Raw genomic sequence first — 17103 nt, forward strand, 5'->3', positions numbered from 1 at the left:
TCACTCAATGTACGGGTCCAGGTGCAGCGTCTGCGCCGCAACCTGTCTGACAACGGTGTCATCGGTGTCGGGATGCAACCTGATCAGTGAAATCAGGCCGACGATCAGCGTGTAGAAGGTCTCATGCACGTTACGGATCGGCATGCCGTGCAACCGTTCGAAATCACGCACGGTTGAGGCGCAGATGTATTCGGCGATGCGATCGGCGGCGCGGTCGATGAACTTGATGTACAGTTCCGCGTTGCCGTCTGCGATCATGCGCTGACTGAACGGTCCCTCATCGTTGATGAGGCCGCGCGTCAGGCGCACCACGTCGTCGAGTGCTTTCGAGATGTTGCCCACTTCGCGGTTGCGATTCCACTCCTCCAAAACGGTGATGACCTCATCGATGACGTCGTCCAGTACGGCGTCGGCGACCTGGTCCTTGTCTTGGAAATAGTGATAGAAGAGCGATCGGGTCATGCCGACACGGCCTGCGATATCGCTGACCGTAATCTTCGAGAAGCCTTTTTCCAGGCAGATTTCGCGTGCCGCATGCACGATTTGCGCGCGACGTGCGTCTCCTGCCGTTGCAACGGAAATCTGGTTCCGTCCGTTCATTGCGCTCTCCTCACGTTGAGTGGCGGTCCCATCGATGCGACACGTTGACACTCTGTCAATTTTTTGACGCGACCAAGTCTAAGCCCAATATTGACACAGTGTCAAACCGAGGTGGGTCGGTGCCGCTCACATGGCGATTACTGGTATGACAACAGGTTACGCAACCGTCGGTCATAGGGGTCGTGCGGCGTCTATCGGCGTGTCATGTTCCGCTTCTGAAACGGGCCGGCGAAACCGACCGCGCCATCTTGAACTTGCGTGAGAAGACCTCGAGGCTGGAAAAGCCGCAGGCACGCGCCACCTGCGCCACCTCCATGTCGGTCATGCTCAGCAGATCGCAGGCCTTAGCGATGCGGATGTTGTCGATATAGTCCTTCAACGTCAAACCGGTCGCGCTTTTGAATCGGCGGGACAGATGGCTGCGGTCGGTGTGCAGTGCCTCTGCCACACGGCCCACATTGATGGATTCGGCATAATGTTCGGCGACGTATTGCGCTGCGGCGGTGGCGAGCGCACCGCCGGCACCCGCGTCATCAGGCCGTGATTGCGTGGTGGCGCCACCCGCCGTCGCCATGGCGAGCGCCAGCCGGTGCAGGAACTCCAGGGTGATGGCGTTGAGCTTGATCTCGTCGGCGAAACTGCCGGATGTGTAGTCGAAACAGGATTGAATCAACGCCAGGAACGCCGAGGTGTCGCCGACATGGAACGCGTTGCGGTCGTGGGCCAGGCCGATTCCCGCCAGGCATCGTTGCGCGCCGTTGCCGCCCAGTCCCAGCCATAGGTAGGTCCAGGGATCGGTTGCGCAAGCCTGATAGGTGACCGGCGAATCCGGCCGGATGATGAACCCGTCGTGGGCTTTCAGCCGGAATACCGCGCCTTGGCTGTGCAATTCGCCGCTACCGGACAGCACCAGATGGATGATGGTGTGATCGCGCAGTGCCGGGCCTACGTCGTGGCCCGGTTCCGTTCTCGAGATGCCGCAGAACGCGAACGATACGCCATTCGCCGATGAGGGCGGGTCCGTATGGCCCGATGTGAACGGGCAGAAGGAGGGCAACGTGTAGACCTGTGCGTGCTCCATGTCGCCTCCCTGCGGTCTCAATGCGCCGGCCGACCGGATTGCCGGCCGTTTGAAGACAGTAGAAGACAGTATAGGCGGACCTGCCGTGCCGGCCACCGGTCGGTCGCCGGTCGACTGACTGGCCGACAGCCGGCAGCGACGCTCAGTCGGCGGTCAGCACGAACAACCGTGATGAGAAGTCGGTGGTGACGCCCAGCGGGTTCACGTCATCCATCTGCCCGCAGGAGGCATCGGAATCGACCAGACCGATGCGCATGAGTTCGGCACCGGTGAACGACCTGCCGGCAATGCTGGAAGCGCCGGTGCAATCCACCTTATATGTCAGTCCTGCATCCAAACCGCGCAACGCAAGTCGTGTGAACGCACCGTTCGGCGTGATCAGCAGACGGTAATCGCCGACGATCGCGGTATGCCGATCACGGGAAACCACCATCCAAGCGGCCTTCTCATTGCCGTACGGGGCGATCAGCCGGTGGAAATCGCCGGTATGCAGTATTTCGCGGTATCGCTTGAACCATGCGACCTGCCTGTGGACCTCATCCAACTCGGCGTCCGACAGACGCCCCAGATCAAGTTCATAGCCGAACGTGCCGAATGCGGCGACGTTCGCGCGCGTGGCAAGCGGCGCCGAACGCATCGTCTGATGGTTCGGCGTGATCGACACATGCGCGCCCATCGTGCTCAGCGGGTAGAACATGCTCGTGCCATACTGGATCTTCAGCCGTTCGATGGCGTCCGAATCATCCGAACACCAGATCTGCGGCGTATAGAACAGCATGCCCATGTCGAACCGGCCACCGCCCGACGCGCAACCCTCGATGATGAGCTCCGGGAAGGCCGTGAGCAGCCGCTCCAGCAAATCGTAGACGCCCAGAATGTAGCGATGGTACGCCTCGCCCTGATGTTCGGCATCGCGCGACAGGTCGTAGCCTTCCGAGACGAAACGGTTCATATCCCACTTGATGTATGAGATGTTCGCGGAACCCAGCAGCGCGCTCATCTGCTCGAAGATGTTGTCGACCACCGCGGCATCCGCGAAATTCAGCAGATACTCATTACGGCCATGGCTGGGCTTACGGTGGGGAGTGCGAATCGCCCAATCCGGATGCGCACGGTACAGGTCGGAATCCGCATTCACCGCCTCCGGCTCGAACCACAGGCCGAAACGCATGCCCAGATCGTTGACGCGGCGGGCCAGCGAGGCCAATCCGTTCGGCAGACGCCGCGGATTCGGCCGCCAATCGCCCAACCCTGCGGTATCGTCATTGCGTGCGCCGAACCAACCATCATCCAGTACGAACAGTTCGATGCCGGCATTCCGTGCGGTCCGTGCGATGTCGACCAGCCTGTCCTCATTGAAATCGAAATACGTCGCCTCCCAGTTGTTGATGAGCACCGGTCGCTCGCGTCGCTTCCAAGGACCGCGCACGATATGCTCCAACACCGTACGGTGGAAGGCATGGCTCAGGCCGGTCAGGCCCTCGGCCGAAAACGCGAGCAACGCCTCCGGCGACTGGAACGTCTCGCCCGGCGCAAGGCGCCATGAGAAGCCGAAATCATTGATGCCCACTTGCACGCGCGTCACGTCGAACGTGTCCACTTCGGCATGCAGATCGAAATTGCCCGAATACTCGAAGGCCACGCCGATCGCCTCGCCCTGCGACTCCGTGGTGGCCGGGCGCGCGAATACCGCGCACGGGTTCAGAAAATGCCCGCTCGCATTGCGCAACGATTCGATCTGCTGCACACCGTAATGCAACGGTTGCGTATGCGGATGGCGCTCGCGGGCCCATGCTCCGGCGAATTCGGTCATCGTGTAGTTACGGTCGGGCAGGTCGAGATTGAGACTCATCACGCGTTCGAGGCTGACCGGCTCGCCTCCGCCATTCGTGATGCGCACGCTGCGCGCGATGACCGGCTGGTCGCGGAAAATCGTGTATTGCAGGATTACGGTGAGACCTGTCGGCCGGTCGATGAGCTCGATTTCCAACGTGGTCGCCTCATCGTCATGCTCCACATACGTTGCCGGCAGTCCCGCAAGTCGTGGTTTGCCGGCGATGATGCGATAGCCGCCTGCATATGTCAGATCGGTGAGGGTCGATCCGTTGCCCTGCCGGACTTCCAGCGCCGGCCGCCGGTAGTCGCCGCCACCGTATTCGGGGAATTCCTGACGCATCCTTTCCAGCGTGTAGGTGAGGTTGCCGGGAATGCGGCATGTGGTGGTGGGCGAATGCGTCACCTCCGTCAGATAACTGAAATCCTCACGGTCCGGTACGGCTGCGCCGAAATACAGATTGATGAGCTTGCCCTGCCCGTCGGCGTGGAAGACGTAGCTGATCCGACCGTTGGTCAGATGGAACTGCCGAGTATGCTCGTGCACGATGATGGCGGCGGTGTTGTCGGTCATGATGGCCTCGCTGGTTCGTTTGCTGATGGTCGATTGGGATTGGTTGGAGGTCAAGTGTAGGGAGCGCACGCGTGCGATGCCGCGCCGGAAACCGGCGGTTTGTGCGCTGTCGATGACGATTTGTGGCGAGGCTCGCGCTTCGTCGGTGCGCCCGCCCGCGAGTCGAGCGAGACGGCTGGAAAACGGACTGTGCCTGGGGCGTATCGTGTCGTAAGAAATCGGTAGCCTAGTGACATTACGGCGGAAGGATTTTGCTATGGCATTGGCACTGTACAGAAGATATCGCCCCGATACGTTCGACGGGGTGATCGGGCAGGATCAGGTCACCGTTCCGCTCATGCGCGCGCTTGACGAAGGCAAGCTGACGCACGCCTATCTTTTTTCCGGCCCGCGCGGTTGCGGCAAAACGTCGTCCGCGCGTATTCTGGCCCGATGCGTGAACTGCGAGAAGGGGCCGACCTCGCATCCGTGCGGCGAATGCGAGAGCTGTCGCGATCTGGCCACCGGCGGTCCCGGTTCCATCGACGTGGTCGAAATCGACGCCGCCTCGCACAACGGCGTGGATGACGCCCGTGAACTGCGCGAACGCGCCGGTTTCGCCCCGGCCCGCGACCGCTACAAGATCTTCATCCTCGACGAGGCCCACATGGTCACGCCGCAAGGCTTCAACGCACTGCTCAAAATCGTGGAGGAGCCACCGGAACATGTCATGTTCATCTTCGCCACCACCGAACCCGACAAGGTGATCGGCACCATCCGCTCGCGCACCCACCATTATCCGTTCCGTTTGGTGCCGCAGGAGGTCATGGGGCCTTATCTGGAGCGAATCTGCAGCGACGAGCATATCGAGGCCGAGCCGGGTGTGCTGCGGCTGGCCATGCGTGCCGGCGGCGGCTCCGTGCGCGATACGCTGTCCGTGCTCGACCAGCTCATGGTCGGTTCCGTGGATGGTGTGATTCCCTACGATTCCGCCGTGGCATTGCTCGGTTTCACGCCCGAGGCGCTGATCGGCGAGGCGATCGATGCCGTGATCGACAAGAACGGCGAAGCGTTGTACGGCGTGGTGCAGAAGGTCGTGGTCGGAGGATTCGATCCTCGTCGTTTTGTGGAGGATCTGCTCGCTCGCGTACGTGATCTGCTTGTGCTCACGTTGGGCGGGGAACGTGCGGAAAGCGTGCTCTCCGACGATTCCGCCGCCGAAGACATGGACGATTTGCGCCGTCAGGCTTCCGCGTTGGGCTTGGCCGCGTTGACGACGATGGCCGATACCATCAACGCCACGTTGGGCGGTATGACCGGTGCGATTTCGCCGCGCATGCGTTTGGAGCTGCTTGCCGCGCGCCTGCTCGCCGGACGTGAGACCAACGGCTCGTCCGGAGTGGCCGGTGATGCCACGGCCCCCGATGCGGCAGCGCAACCATCCGGCGGTTCCGCGCGTTACGGCATGGCCGGATCGCGCCGCCGTCCGGCACAGGCCGAGACCCAGCCATCGCAACCTGCGCCAAGCGTGCCGCAACAATCCGTGCAGGCTTCCACGGCACCGAAAAGTTCGGCGGATGCCGTGACTTCCGGCATGGCATCCACCATGGCCGCCTTCGAACAGGCCATGAACGCGCCGCTGGGAGATGGGGAAGCCAAGGCACCGTCGCAGACGGCCGCGCCTTTGCCGGCAAACGACAACCGCACGCCCGATCAGAAGTGGGACGCTCTGGTGGCAAGTCTGCCGGACGACGTACGACGCTACATCAATCGTGAGAAGGTGCCGCGCATCATGCTCGACGAGCAGGCCCAAGGCGGTCCCAAACTGTGGATCAAATTCGACAGGTCCCTGAGCAAGTACGCCTTCGCCAAGGCCGTCGCCTCCGAATCGCTGAATGGCACCAACAACGTGGTGAGCATCGTGCGTGCCGAAGTGCATAAGGTGTTCGGCCCGAGCGTCACGCTTGCGCCTGCCAAGAAGCTGGCCGATGGGGAAGTGGCCGTGCCGTGGAGCAAACTCAGCCCCGAGGAACAGCGCAAGATCAACGCGCAGCTCGTACAGGAACAGCTCAAGGCGGCAACCCTGCTGACGCAGAATCTGGGTTCCGATTCCGCCGCCGGCAAGGAGCCGAAAGACGGCGAAAAAGCCGAGTCTGCCGCGGATCCGACGGACGGGGAGAGCCACCGAGGCGGGTCCGCAACCGCTTCGGCGGAAGCTGATCCGTGGAGTGCTCCGGCGCAGTCCGCCGCACCCGCCGACGATGATCCGTGGGGTGCGCCCATGCAGTCTCCCGTTGCGGTGAACGTCAACGACGTGAAGGCGCCGGAACGGCATCGGAAGCATGTCGCCGTGCCGGATATCAGTGACGACGTGGATCCGTGGGCCGCCTCGGTTCCTACCCCGCAAGGCATGTCCGATTCCATGCGGGCACCCGATCCGATGCAGACGGCCGATTCCGTACAAGCCATGCCGCAGGATGACGATGATCCGTGGAATCAGCCGTTGCCGCAGCCGGTGCAGCAATCGCAATCCCAGCCATCCCAGCAATCTCAAACACCGTCGGCGAGGCAGCATCGCGATCTGCGTCATGAGGCGGCACCGGCTGCCGATGATCCGTGGAGCCAGCGTTTCGCCGCCCCGGAACCGGCAAAGCCGCAAGTTGCCGCGGAAGATGACGAGTACTCGATGAGTGACGAGTCGCTGGGCACTGCGACCGCGCTGGATGTGGACGAATTGAGCCGTATTTTCGAAGTCAATAAAATCGAGGATTTCACGGCGGACGATCTGAAGAATCCGCGTAACATGCAGACGAAGAAGAGCCTCGACGACTAGTCACGCAACCACTGAAAGGTAACAATTTCCATGGCATTGGCCTATGACGGCGCCATCCAGCGCCTCATCGACGCATTCGCGCACCTGCCCGGCATCGGGCCGAAAGGAGCGCAACGTATCGCCTTCTACATGCTTAACGCCTCCGATGAGGAGTCGCAGGGCCTGATTGACGCCATCACCGAAGTCAAGGAGAAGGTGCGATTCTGCGAAATCTGCGGCAATGTGTGCGAGACCAGCCCCTGCCCGGTGTGTGTGGACCCTCGTCGCGATCGTAGCGTGATTTGCGTGGTGGAGGAGCCGAAGGACGTGATGAGCATCGAGCGCACGCGCGAATACCGTGGCCTGTACCATGTGCTCGGCGGGGCGATCAATCCGATGGCGAACGTGCAGCCGAGCGATCTGAACATCGCCAAACTCATCGAGCGGTTGAAGGACAGCGAAGTCAAGGAGGTGATTCTCGCACTCAATCCGAACGTGGAAGGCGAGGCCACCACCAGCTTCCTCGCACAGCTGCTCTCGCAGACCGACATCAAGGTGACGCGTCTGGCCAGCGGCCTGCCGGTGGGCGGCGACCTCGAGTATGCCGACGAAATCACCTTGGGGCGTGCCCTCGCCGGTCGCCGCAATGTCTGACCGTCGCATGCCCTCCAACGAAGGCGCCGACGTTGCGGAATGAAGATGGCAGAGGCCCATTCGTGGAGTCTCGCAATTCCGTATGCTGGGCGTAGAGGGGCTTGACAAATCGGAATTTTTCTATAATCGTGCCGCTTGTCTAGAATCACAAGCAGGCAACACACTGAGAAGATTGGATAGTTGTGGCTCTTATCGTGCAGAAGTATGGCGGCTCCTCCGTGGCCGACCCAGAATCGATCAAGCGCGTGGCCCGACGCATCATCGAAACGAAGAACGCCGGCAATGATGTGGCCGTCGTGGTCTCCGCCATGGGCGACACCACCGATGACCTGATCGATCAGGCGCTCAGCATCGATTCCAACCCGCCGGCACGCGAGATGGACATGCTGATGACCGCAGGTGAGCGTATTTCGATGAGTTTGCTCGCGATGGCGATTCATGCGGCCGGTTCACATGCATACTCCTTCACCGGTTCCCAGGCCGGTTTCATGACCGATGCCCAGTTCGGCACCGCACACATCAAGGCCGTGAAGCCCGATCGTGTGCGCCGCGCACTCGACCTTGGTTCCGTGGCCATCGTGGCCGGTTTCCAAGGCGTGAACGAGGGTGGTGACGCCACCACGCTCGGCCGTGGCGGTTCCGACACCTCCGCGGTGGCGCTGGCGGTGGCGCTGGACGCCGACGTGTGCGAGATCTACACCGATGTCGACGGCGTATTCACCGCCGACCCGCGTATCGTCCCGGCCGCCCGCCGCATTCCGGTCATTGATTACGAGTCGATGCTGGAGATGTCATCCTGTGGATCCAAGGTGCTTGCCTTGCGTTGCGTGGAATACGCGCAGCGCTTCAACATGCCGTTGCATGTGCGCAGCTCCTTCTCACATCGCCGTGGCACGCTGATTGTGCCGGAAGGCGTCGACCCGCGCAACCTGCCGAATATCTGAACACCAGTAAAGCTTCGAAATCACTTGAATCAAAGGTAAGAACAATGAGCGAAAACAACAAGTCCCTGGGCGACCTGTTCCCCGATCTGGGACCGGAAGTGCCGATCATCTCCGGTGTCGCGCATGACAGCACCGAGTCGCTAGCCACTGTGCGTCGTGTACCGAACGAGCCGGGCATGGCCGCCAAGGTGTTCACCATGCTGGCCGAAGCCGGCGTGAACGTCGACATGATCGTGCAGGCCTCCGCCTCCACGGGCACCGCCGACATCTCCTTCACCGTGCCGGGCACCGCCGCGGCCAAGGTGCAGGAAGTGCTGCAGGAGAAGCAGGATGAGCTGGGCTACCAGTCCTTCGACGTCGACGCCAATGTAGGTAAGGTCGCCGTGGTGGGCGTGGGCATGAAAACCCATTCCGGCCTGGCTGCCAAGTTCTTCAACGCGCTGAGCGACGAAGGTGTGAACGTGCTGATGATCTCCACTTCCGAGATCCGCATCGCCGCACTCGTGCCGCTCGGGCAGCTCAACGACGCCGTCAGAGCATTGCATACCGCGTACGGCTTGGATTCCGATCAGGTGGAAGCCGTGGTGTACGGCGGTACCGGCCGCTGAACCGAGTGGCTGTTTTGGCCTCTTTGGTTTCTTTATGAGGTGGGTTTTCGCACACGATTCGCGAAAGCCCACTTTTTTGTAGGTCGTGTTTTCCGAACCCCAATGTGAAAGCCCCCTAACTATTCTGTGGGGTCACTCCAAAGAGATCGATTCGTCCTTAGGGGGTATTGGGCGTGGATGAAGAGCCTCAAATCGTCGTACCGCTTACGCACGATCCCTTCAAACCCCTTGTTCTGCGAATCATGCATTGCACAACGGCTTCACCGATTATGGCGTTCGTTGCGGCTGCACGCCGGATCGCAAGGCCTGTCATGACATCTGAATATGCAACTGGGGTCTCTTTATCGGATGCATCCGATAAAGAGACCCCAGCCAGCATCTCTGACGGTCTTCCGCTAGAGATGCGCAGTCATGGAATCACTTCTTGGTGATGTAGCCCAGCGCTTTGAGCATTTCGGCGCTTTCCAACGCTCCGCCGGCGGCGCCGCGCAAGGTGTTGTGCGCCAGTCCCACGAACTTCCAATCGAAGATGGAATCCTCACGCAGGCGGCCGATGGAGACGCCCATGCCGCCTTCGTAATCCACATCCTTCTTGACCTGCGGGCGATCGTCTTCGGTCAGGTACTGGATGAACTGCTTCGGGGCGTGCGGCAGACCCAGCTCGGCGGCCTTGCTGGTATAGCTCACCAGACGGTCGACGAGCTCCTCCTTGGTCGGATTCTTGCCGAAATTGATGAACACGGTGGCGGTGTGGCCGTTGAGCACGGGCACACGGATGCACTGCGAAGTGATGCGCAGCGGGCCGTCGAACGGTACGATCTCACCCTGCTCGTCATCCACATGGCCGAAGACCTTGAGCGGTTCCTTCTCGGATTTCGCTTCCTCGCCGGAGATGAACGGAATGATGTTGCCCAGCATTTCCGGCCAATCGTTGAATGTCTTGCCTGCGCCGGAGATGGCCTGATAGGTGCTCACGACGACTTCGCGCGGTTCGAATTCCTTCCACGCGGCGAGAGCCGGCGTATAGGCTTGGATCGAACAGTTCGGCTTGACCGCGATGAAGCCGTGCTTGGTGCCGAGGCGCTTGCGCTGGTGGGCGATTACGTCGTAATGCTCGGGGTTGATCTCCGGTACGACCATCGGCACGTCCGGCGTCCAACGGTGGGCGCTGTTGTTGGACACGACCGGGGTCTCGGTCTTCGCGTATTCCTCTTCGATCGCGCGGATCTCGTCCTTCGGCATGTTCACCGCGGAGAATACGAAATCGACGTCCTTGACCACATCCTCGACGTCGGCCACGTTCTTGACGACCATGTTCTTGACGAATTCCGGCATCGGGGTTTCCATCTTCCAGCGACCGCCGATGGCTTCTTCGTAGGTCTTGCCGGCACTGTGCACGGACGCGGCAAGGGTGACCACTTCGAACCACGGATGGTTCTCGAGCAGCGTGACGAAGCGCTGTCCGACCATGCCCGTAGCTCCGAGAATGCCGACCTTAATCTTTTCGGACATAACAACCTCTCGCTTGATGATGGAACGGTTCTGCAATTTCGATTGATGTACGCTTGAGGTCGACCAGCCGGCCCCAAACGACGTCGTGGGCGGCCACACGCGTTGTTTAATCTTACGAAATCGCCGGAACAACACCCTTCCGCCTTCCGTATGCTGGTCCGTCGCCCGGTTTGTCCGATTCTGGAGAATCGGACAACTGCGAAGCGGTTCAAGATGTCTGTGTGTCCGATTCTGGAGAATCGGACAAGTTGAGGCCTGCGTCACGGATATAACCGCTCGTGCGCCTTGCGTACACTGGTAAGCATGTCGAAGGCATCAGAAGAAGCGCAGAAGCAGCTGGATCGTATCGTGGCATTGGGCTACCCAGACGTGGCCGATATGTCGGCAGGGGCGTTCCGTGCACTGGCCCGTCCGCTCATCCGTGCGCTGGAGGATTCCGATCTGGGTTCCGACATTCTGCTGGTTCCTACGCGCGAGCTGGTTTCGCCCGAATCGTTGATCGCTCGTACGTCAATCAACCGTATGGCGGGCTTCACCACCATGCCTCCGCGTGATATCGCCAGCTTCCTGCCGCAGGACGGCTTCGAGCCGCCGGAGGGACCGTTCTACCTAGTGCTTGAACCGCATACCGGCACCTGCTATATCAACCGTGAGCCGGATGTGGCGCGCAAACTTATCGATTCCGATGAACGCCTGCCCCTTACGTTGGAGGAAGGTCTTGCGATCGCCACCCAGCATCCGGAATGGTTGTTGGAAAAGAACGGCTTTAACCTGCTCGGCTCGCGCAGTGCCGACGGCCGCGTGCCCAGCATCTGGATGAGTCAGAACGCTCCGCGACTGGGTGCGGTCTGGCCGAATTCCCGCCACACCTGGTTGGGCAACGCCTACTGTGTGGCCCGTCGAGGCGTGAGCCTGTTCCACTGAGATGATTCCGTTCGCCGCGGGGCACGGAATATGCCGGAGGCGAAATGCTGTACGGGCTGCGGCAGACCGATCGCAAAATCTCCGGCTCTGAACCCGGCCCGGCGGCCAGCCGTCCGGCGGACAAACCGTCGCCCTTTATAAGGCGTCGATGCCAAAGGTGCCAGTCAGGATGAGATTGCAAACATCGCTGCCGGATAGCAATTTAGGGGGTATTTCATATGGGGAAGTAAAGGCTTGCTACCGCCGAAACAGCTTAAGCGTGGCATGAGCCAGCGCGGCAAGTCCCATCGAGCCCACGCCGATCAGGGTGGCAAATACCTGTGGGCGGCGCAACTCGTTGCGGATGCCGATCAGATCGGTCACGCAGTGGTCTTCGAAGAACACGCGGACTTCGTTGCTGGAATAGCGGCCAACCAGATCGCCCCATGTGAGCATGCGGGTCACATAACCTTGCGGATTGCGTTCGTTGAATTCGAACAGGCGAATGCCGCGCAGTCTCGACTTCGGGCCGTAGGATTCGAATCCGCAGGTCGGTGCATATCCCAAGTCGAGGTCATGCACGTGCCCGACGAACGCGTTTTTATGGTCATGCCCGCAGAACAGTGCAAAATAGCCGCCTGCCTCGCGCAGGGCCTGCACTTCGCCGACGTTGTCGTCCGCGCAGCCGATTGCTTCGCCGAGACGTGAACCTGGCCGGCATAGGTCGTGATCCAGCACGTAGCAGTGCCCTGCGAACTTGCGCGCGCCTTCCACGGCGTTAGGCGTGTATGCCGGCACCTCCCTCAGGCAATCGTAGAACTCCTGCGGCGGAATGTGCTGGAACGCGATCGCCGGCACCGCGCGACCGTCGCCGTTGCGCGCCCCGAACTCGCATTGCACGGTGCGCAGCCACTCGATCGCCTCCGGGGAAGGCGTGCCATAACCGTCGGAATCGGCCAGGTCCCAACCTCGCGAGTTCGAGGCGTATTTCGCGTATGAGGCGATTGATTCATGACCGGCATTGTTGGCGTCGTTGGCGGGCTGTTCCGCGTAATCCCCGGAATTGACCATCATCACGCTCATTGCGATGCGCCCCGATCCATCGGAGGCCTCGATCGGCAGCGCGAATGTACCTGGCTCCAACGCCAGCGGGGAAGATCCGGCAACGGGGTTCATGCATCCGGAAAATTCACGGTAGATGTCATCTTGGTCATCGGCGAGCACGCCGCACTGGAAATCGTGGTTGCCGTAGGTCGCCGCGAACGGAATCCGTGCTTCCAGCGCAGGCCCCAGAAAAGCGGCGAAGGTGTCGCGCACTTTCTGCCGGGCCTCTTCGATCAGTGCGTCCATGGTGGCGCTGTTGATGGATTGCGCCCATGATTCCAGCTTTGATTTCGTGCCGTTGCCATTGCGTCTCACGAGTTTCGGCGAGTCGGTGCCTATGCCGTCGATGGTCCAGTTGTCGTCGGTCGGCTGCGTGTTGAGTAGCGCTTTTGACAGCGGGTGACGTTTGATGCCGCGTAGCTTCGCTTCGAATTCGGTCACCGCACGCACATGTGTTCCCGGTTTTTCGTCACGTCGGCGGAGAAACGTGTCGATGTAGGCCGGGTCATATCCGCGGATTTGGTCGCCGGTGAACACGATGAGGTCGGGATGCGCTTCGTGGATGGCGGCTTCGATGAGCCGAATCGTGTCTTTGCGCACGTTCGGGCCATCCTGGATATCGGCCAGTTGCAGCACGCGGAAGCTGCCGTCGCTGTTGAAACGCAGTGTCATGATGCTCACTGTAATGCGGCAAATCTGGATATGGGGTGAAAGTGGATTCAAAAACGCTGTCATATCCCGAAATGACGATGATTTATGGGGCCCGTTGCCGCTAGGATTAGCCGCAGTGCGAAAAAGTTACACGCACGTAACAATTAAGCCGGCAGGGAGCCGGCGACATCAAAGATAAGGAGGAGTGATGGGTCAGGGTCAATCTTCAGTGTTTGATCTCGCGGCGATCGCCGCAGCGTCCAACGGAGGGAACAACGACCCGCTGCTGCCTCCGGCGCGTTTCATTGGAGCTCCGCAAAAGCCCAGCAAGATGCCGTACAACAAGTACGTTGCATACGATAAGCAGGTGCCGTTTGATTTCCCGGAGCGTACGTGGCCGGGCAAGCGACTGCAGCGTGCACCGCGTTGGTGCTCCGTCGATCTTCGTGACGGCAATCAGGCCCTCGTCAACCCGATGGATTCCGAGCGTAAGCTGCGTTTCTGGAATCTGCTCGTGTCGATGGGGTTCAAAGAGATTGAGGTCGGATTCCCGTCGGCTTCCGAAACCGATTATGACTTCATCCGCATGCTCATCGAGCGTGAGCTCATTCCGGACGATGTGACCATCGTCGTGCTCACCCAGGCTCGCGAACACCTGATTCGCAAGACTTATGAATGCCTTAAGGGCGCCAGGCGCGCCGTCGTGCACTTCTACAATTCCGTATCCGTGTTGCAGCGTGAGGTCGTGTTCCGCAAGGACAAGGCCGGCATCAAGAAGCTCGCCACCGATGCGGCCACCCTGTGCAAGGAGCTCGAAGGCGAGGCCGAGGGCATCGACCTGTACTATGAGTACTCGCCGGAATCCTTCACCGGCACCGAGCCGGAATATGCCGTCGAGGTGTGCAATGCGGTGATCGACGTGATCAAGCCGACGCCGGAACATCCGATGATCATCAATCTGCCGGCAACGGTGGAGATGACCACTCCGAACGTATTCGCCGACGAAGTGGAGTACGTGTCCAACAACCTCGTGCCGCGCGATGCCGTGGTGCTCTCCCTGCACCCGCATAACGACGGGGGCATGGGCGTGGCCGCCACCGAACTGGCCGTGCTGGCCGGCGCTGACCGTGTGGAGGGTTGCCTGCTCGGCAACGGTGAGCGCACCGGCAACGTCGATCTGGTCACTTTGGGTCTGAACTTCCTGACCCAGGGCATCGATCCGCAGATCGACTACTCCAACGTGCCGGAAATCCGCAAGACGGTCGAATACTGCAACCAGCTGAAGATTTCCGAGCGTCATCCGTACGCCGGTAATTTCGTGTTCACCGCATTCTCCGGTTCGCATCAGGACGCCATCAAGAAGGGTCTCGAAGCCCGTCAGATGGCGGCCGACCGTGCTGGCGCCGATCTGGACAGCTTCGTGTGGCTCGTGCCGTACCTGCCGATTGATCCGAAGGATATCGGCCGTACCTATGAGGCCATCATTCGTGTGAATTCCCAGTCCGGCAAGGGCGGCATGGCCTACTTGCTCAAGGCCAACCATAACCTTGATCTGCCGAAGCGCCTGCAGGTTGAGTTCGACAAGGTCGTGCAGGCCTATGCCGATGAGACCAAGAAGGAAGTCAAGGACGAGGACATCTGGCGTCTGTTCAAGGACGAGTACCTGCCGGTCGAAGAGTCCGGTGCCACCGCCGCGGGCGTTGTGGTCGGCGACAGCAAGGATGAGTCCCTCGAGCAGTGGGGCCGTCTGAAGCTGCTCAAGGTGTCCGTCTCCTCCGGTGAGGATGGCTCCGATACCGTGCTCAAGGCCAGGATTCTCGACCGTGGCGTGAACGTCGGCGTCGACGAGCCCATTGAGCGCGAGGTGTCCGGCATGGGCAACGGTCCGATCGCCGCGTTCCTCAATGCCGTGAGCAACTTCGGCATCACCGCCTCCATCATGGACTACGTCGAGCACACCATGTCCGTCGGCACCGACGCCATGGCCGCCTCCTACGTGGAGTGCCAGATCGGTGAGGAAGAGGACACGCAGATCGTGTGGGGCGTCGGCATCGACACTTCCATCGTGACCAGCTCGCTGAAGGCCATCATCTCGGCCATCAACCGTTCCGAGCGCTGAGTTCCGACGGTATAGGCCAGGCCGGGCTTAAGGCTCGCAATGCAGGTGGGGGCTTCCGGAAACACTCCGGAAGCCCCCACTGTTCGTTGATCGGCTTTGATTGTGGCCGGTTTGATGCGGGGAATCAGACCTGTGAACCCCATACGCATGTGTTGCCGCCGATTGCGGTGAACGTCATGACCGATTTGAGGTCGGTTTCGCGCGGTAGCTGGGCGAAGTCGCCTTGGTATTCGGTGCCGTCGATGGTGATGGTCATCTGGTTGGAGTCCTTGTTGACGCTCCAGGTGCCGGTTTTGTCGCCGCTCACCTTGCCGCCGCTTTCCAGCTTGATGGTGATGGGTTCGTCGACGCCCTTGTACGGGTACTTGCCGTCTTTCGCGGTGCCGTTGGAGCCTTGGAAGAACGTGGTCGGATCGTGCACCACGAATTCGTATTCACCGGTGAGCTGGCTTTCCTGGTAGCCTTTGGCGTTGGCCTTCACCCCGGTGTATTCGTATGGTGCGGCCACGAGCCAGCCGTCAGCGGTGGTCAGCAGTTCGCGTACGCGTACCTCATGCTCCTCGTTGCGGTTGGAGAAGCGAGTGTGGTATACGACATATGCGGTGCCGTCCTCGTCCACGAACGCAGAGTTGTGCCCCTGCGCCACTTCGATGTTGGCGTTGTCGTTGCCGCTCCATTCCACTGAGCCCATGAGCCTGATTCCGGTCTTGAGGGTCCAGTTGCTGCCGATGGTTTCGGTGGAGACCGCATTGTTGCCGTCTTCGTCCACGTATGGGCCGGTGATGTTCTTCGAGCGGAATTCGCGGATCTGATAGCCGCCCTGTTGTTGCAGCGCGCCGTAGGAGACGAACAGGTACCAGTAGTCGCCCTGCTTCATGATGTAGGAGCCTTCGCCGGAGTTGCCATGGCCTCCTGCGATTTTGATGCCGTAATACTGATCGGTTTCGTCTTTGGCGGTTTCGTAAGTGGTGGTGTAGTCGCGAAGGCCGGTCGATGCGTCGAGTTTCAGTGCCCACAGTCCGCCGAACCAAGAGCCGAACGTCATCCAGAGACTGCCGTCGTCGTCATATTTGACGCTTGGATCGATGGCGTTGATTTCCGTATCTCCGGGGGAGAGGTATCGTGTCGGCACTTCGCTACTGCCGAGTACTTTCGGTACGTCGGTTTTGGCTACGGTGTCGTCTCGGAAACCGGAATAGACGACTGGTCCGACGAGCGTCCAGTCTCCTTCGATCGTGTCGGCGGTGAGCAGCACGATTGCGGATTTGTAGTTGATGCCGTTGACTGACATGTACATGCACCATTTCTTCATGGCCTTGTTGTAGATGACGTCCGGCGCCCACATGTTGCCGGTCAGGTCGGAATTGGCCGGTTGCTTGGGCCATTCCTCCCAGAAATCTCCGAGGATCTTCTTGTAGTCGGTGCTCAGATTGTTGGTGAACGATTCCCAGTTCACCAGATCGTCGCTTTTCAGCCAGGCGCGATGTGAGCCGAAGATATAGTATTTGCCGTCCGCTTCGACGATGGATGGGTCGTGTGACGAGCCTCGTTTGATGTCGGATGTTGTGTTCACGATTGGCTTCTCTCCGGAGCTGGTTCCCGAGCAGCCCGCCGCGGTGCCCAACAGCATCGCTGCGGCAATGATCGCAGCTATGGTTTTGCGGATCATCTGGGATGTTCCCTTCTTGATAGCGGTGACGATGTCAATTTGTACAACGTTGTAATATGC

General features: G+C 60.4%; 12 protein-coding genes. 6 read left to right on the forward strand and 6 right to left on the reverse strand.

All coding sequences use genetic code 11. The features are described from left to right. The 3 genes from BBDE_RS01080 to BBDE_RS01090 all read right to left on the reverse strand — a co-directional run bounded on the left by BBDE_RS01080 (window position 1) and on the right by BBDE_RS01090 (window position 4088). On the reverse strand, window positions 1-600 hold the full coding sequence (locus BBDE_RS01080) for a TetR/AcrR family transcriptional regulator (protein WP_003837739.1): 600 nt from the start codon (window positions 598-600) through the stop codon (window positions 1-3). A gap of 202 nt (window positions 601-802) precedes the next feature. Further along, entirely contained in the window at window positions 803-1681 is an 879-nt protein-coding gene (locus BBDE_RS01085) for an AraC family transcriptional regulator (RefSeq protein WP_012901819.1), read from the reverse strand. Between the two features lie 142 nt (window positions 1682-1823). Further along, complete coding sequence (locus BBDE_RS01090) at window positions 1824-4088, reverse strand: alpha-galactosidase (protein ID WP_003837735.1); 2265 nt, start codon at window positions 4086-4088, stop codon at window positions 1824-1826. 256 nt (window positions 4089-4344) lie between these two features. Between BBDE_RS01090 and dnaX the strand changes: the two genes are divergently transcribed. From dnaX to BBDE_RS01110, 4 genes are all read left to right on the forward strand, one after another. Next, window positions 4345-6900, forward strand: coding sequence for a DNA polymerase III subunit gamma/tau (gene dnaX, locus BBDE_RS01095; RefSeq protein WP_012901820.1), 2556 nt, complete (start codon window positions 4345-4347; stop codon window positions 6898-6900). 30 nt (window positions 6901-6930) lie between these two features. Further along, entirely contained in the window at window positions 6931-7533 is a 603-nt protein-coding gene (recR, locus tag BBDE_RS01100; RefSeq protein WP_003837730.1) for a recombination mediator RecR, read from the forward strand. 182 nt (window positions 7534-7715) lie between these two features. Continuing rightward, complete coding sequence (locus tag BBDE_RS01105) at window positions 7716-8477, forward strand: aspartate kinase (protein WP_003837728.1); 762 nt, start codon at window positions 7716-7718, stop codon at window positions 8475-8477. 44 nt (window positions 8478-8521) lie between these two features. Continuing rightward, a complete protein-coding gene (locus BBDE_RS01110; protein ID WP_003837726.1) occupies window positions 8522-9085 on the forward strand; it encodes an ACT domain-containing protein in 564 nt (187 codons plus the stop codon). A gap of 417 nt (window positions 9086-9502) precedes the next feature. On the opposite strand, the gene asd is transcribed toward BBDE_RS01110, so the two are convergent. Then, entirely contained in the window at window positions 9503-10597 is a 1095-nt protein-coding gene (gene asd / locus BBDE_RS01115; RefSeq protein WP_003837724.1) for an aspartate-semialdehyde dehydrogenase, read from the reverse strand. Window positions 10598-10900: 303 nt separating this feature from the next. On the opposite strand from asd, the gene BBDE_RS01120 reads away from it, so the two are divergent. Then, entirely contained in the window at window positions 10901-11521 is a 621-nt protein-coding gene (locus tag BBDE_RS01120; protein WP_003837717.1) for a DUF5701 family protein, read from the forward strand. Between the two features lie 237 nt (window positions 11522-11758). On the opposite strand, the gene BBDE_RS01125 is transcribed toward BBDE_RS01120, so the two are convergent. Next, window positions 11759-13279, reverse strand: coding sequence for a metallophosphoesterase family protein (locus BBDE_RS01125; RefSeq protein ID WP_171843641.1), 1521 nt, complete (start codon window positions 13277-13279; stop codon window positions 11759-11761). 184 nt (window positions 13280-13463) lie between these two features. Between BBDE_RS01125 and leuA the strand changes: the two genes are divergently transcribed. Beyond that, the gene (gene leuA, locus BBDE_RS01130; protein WP_003837714.1) at window positions 13464-15374 is read left to right on the forward strand and encodes a 2-isopropylmalate synthase; all 1911 of its coding nucleotides are present in this window, start codon (window positions 13464-13466) and stop codon (window positions 15372-15374) included. 124 nt (window positions 15375-15498) lie between these two features. Here the strand turns inward: leuA and BBDE_RS01135 are convergent, their stop codons facing one another. Beyond that, window positions 15499-17043 (reverse strand): glycoside hydrolase family 43 protein, encoded by a 1545-nt coding sequence (locus BBDE_RS01135; RefSeq protein WP_012901821.1) that lies wholly within the window; start codon window positions 17041-17043, stop codon window positions 15499-15501. Window positions 17044-17103: the final 60 nt, after the last annotated feature.

The organism is Bifidobacterium dentium JCM 1195 = DSM 20436 (genome assembly GCF_001042595.1).
Lineage (GTDB): Bacteria > Actinomycetota > Actinomycetes > Actinomycetales > Bifidobacteriaceae > Bifidobacterium > Bifidobacterium dentium.

Excerpts from the sequence above, each read along its gene's own strand:
- BBDE_RS01080 (WP_003837739.1), bottom strand. The coding sequence starts at position 600 with ATGAACGGACGGAACCAGATTTCCGTTGCAACGGCAGGAGACGCACGT.
- BBDE_RS01085 (WP_012901819.1), bottom strand. The coding sequence starts at position 1,681 with ATGGAGCACGCACAGGTCTACACGTTGCCCTCCTTCTGCCCGTTCACA.
- BBDE_RS01090 (WP_003837735.1), bottom strand. The coding sequence starts at position 4,088 with ATGACCGACAACACCGCCGCCATCATCGTGCACGAGCATACTCGGCAG.
- dnaX (WP_012901820.1), top strand. The coding sequence starts at position 4,345 with ATGGCATTGGCACTGTACAGAAGATATCGCCCCGATACGTTCGACGGG.
- recR (WP_003837730.1), top strand. The coding sequence starts at position 6,931 with ATGGCATTGGCCTATGACGGCGCCATCCAGCGCCTCATCGACGCATTC.
- BBDE_RS01110 (WP_003837726.1), top strand. The coding sequence starts at position 8,522 with ATGAGCGAAAACAACAAGTCCCTGGGCGACCTGTTCCCCGATCTGGGA.
- asd (WP_003837724.1), bottom strand. The coding sequence starts at position 10,597 with ATGTCCGAAAAGATTAAGGTCGGCATTCTCGGAGCTACGGGCATGGTC.
- BBDE_RS01120 (WP_003837717.1), top strand. The coding sequence starts at position 10,901 with ATGTCGAAGGCATCAGAAGAAGCGCAGAAGCAGCTGGATCGTATCGTG.
- leuA (WP_003837714.1), top strand. The coding sequence starts at position 13,464 with ATGGGTCAGGGTCAATCTTCAGTGTTTGATCTCGCGGCGATCGCCGCA.
- BBDE_RS01135 (WP_012901821.1), bottom strand. The coding sequence starts at position 17,043 with ATGATCCGCAAAACCATAGCTGCGATCATTGCCGCAGCGATGCTGTTG.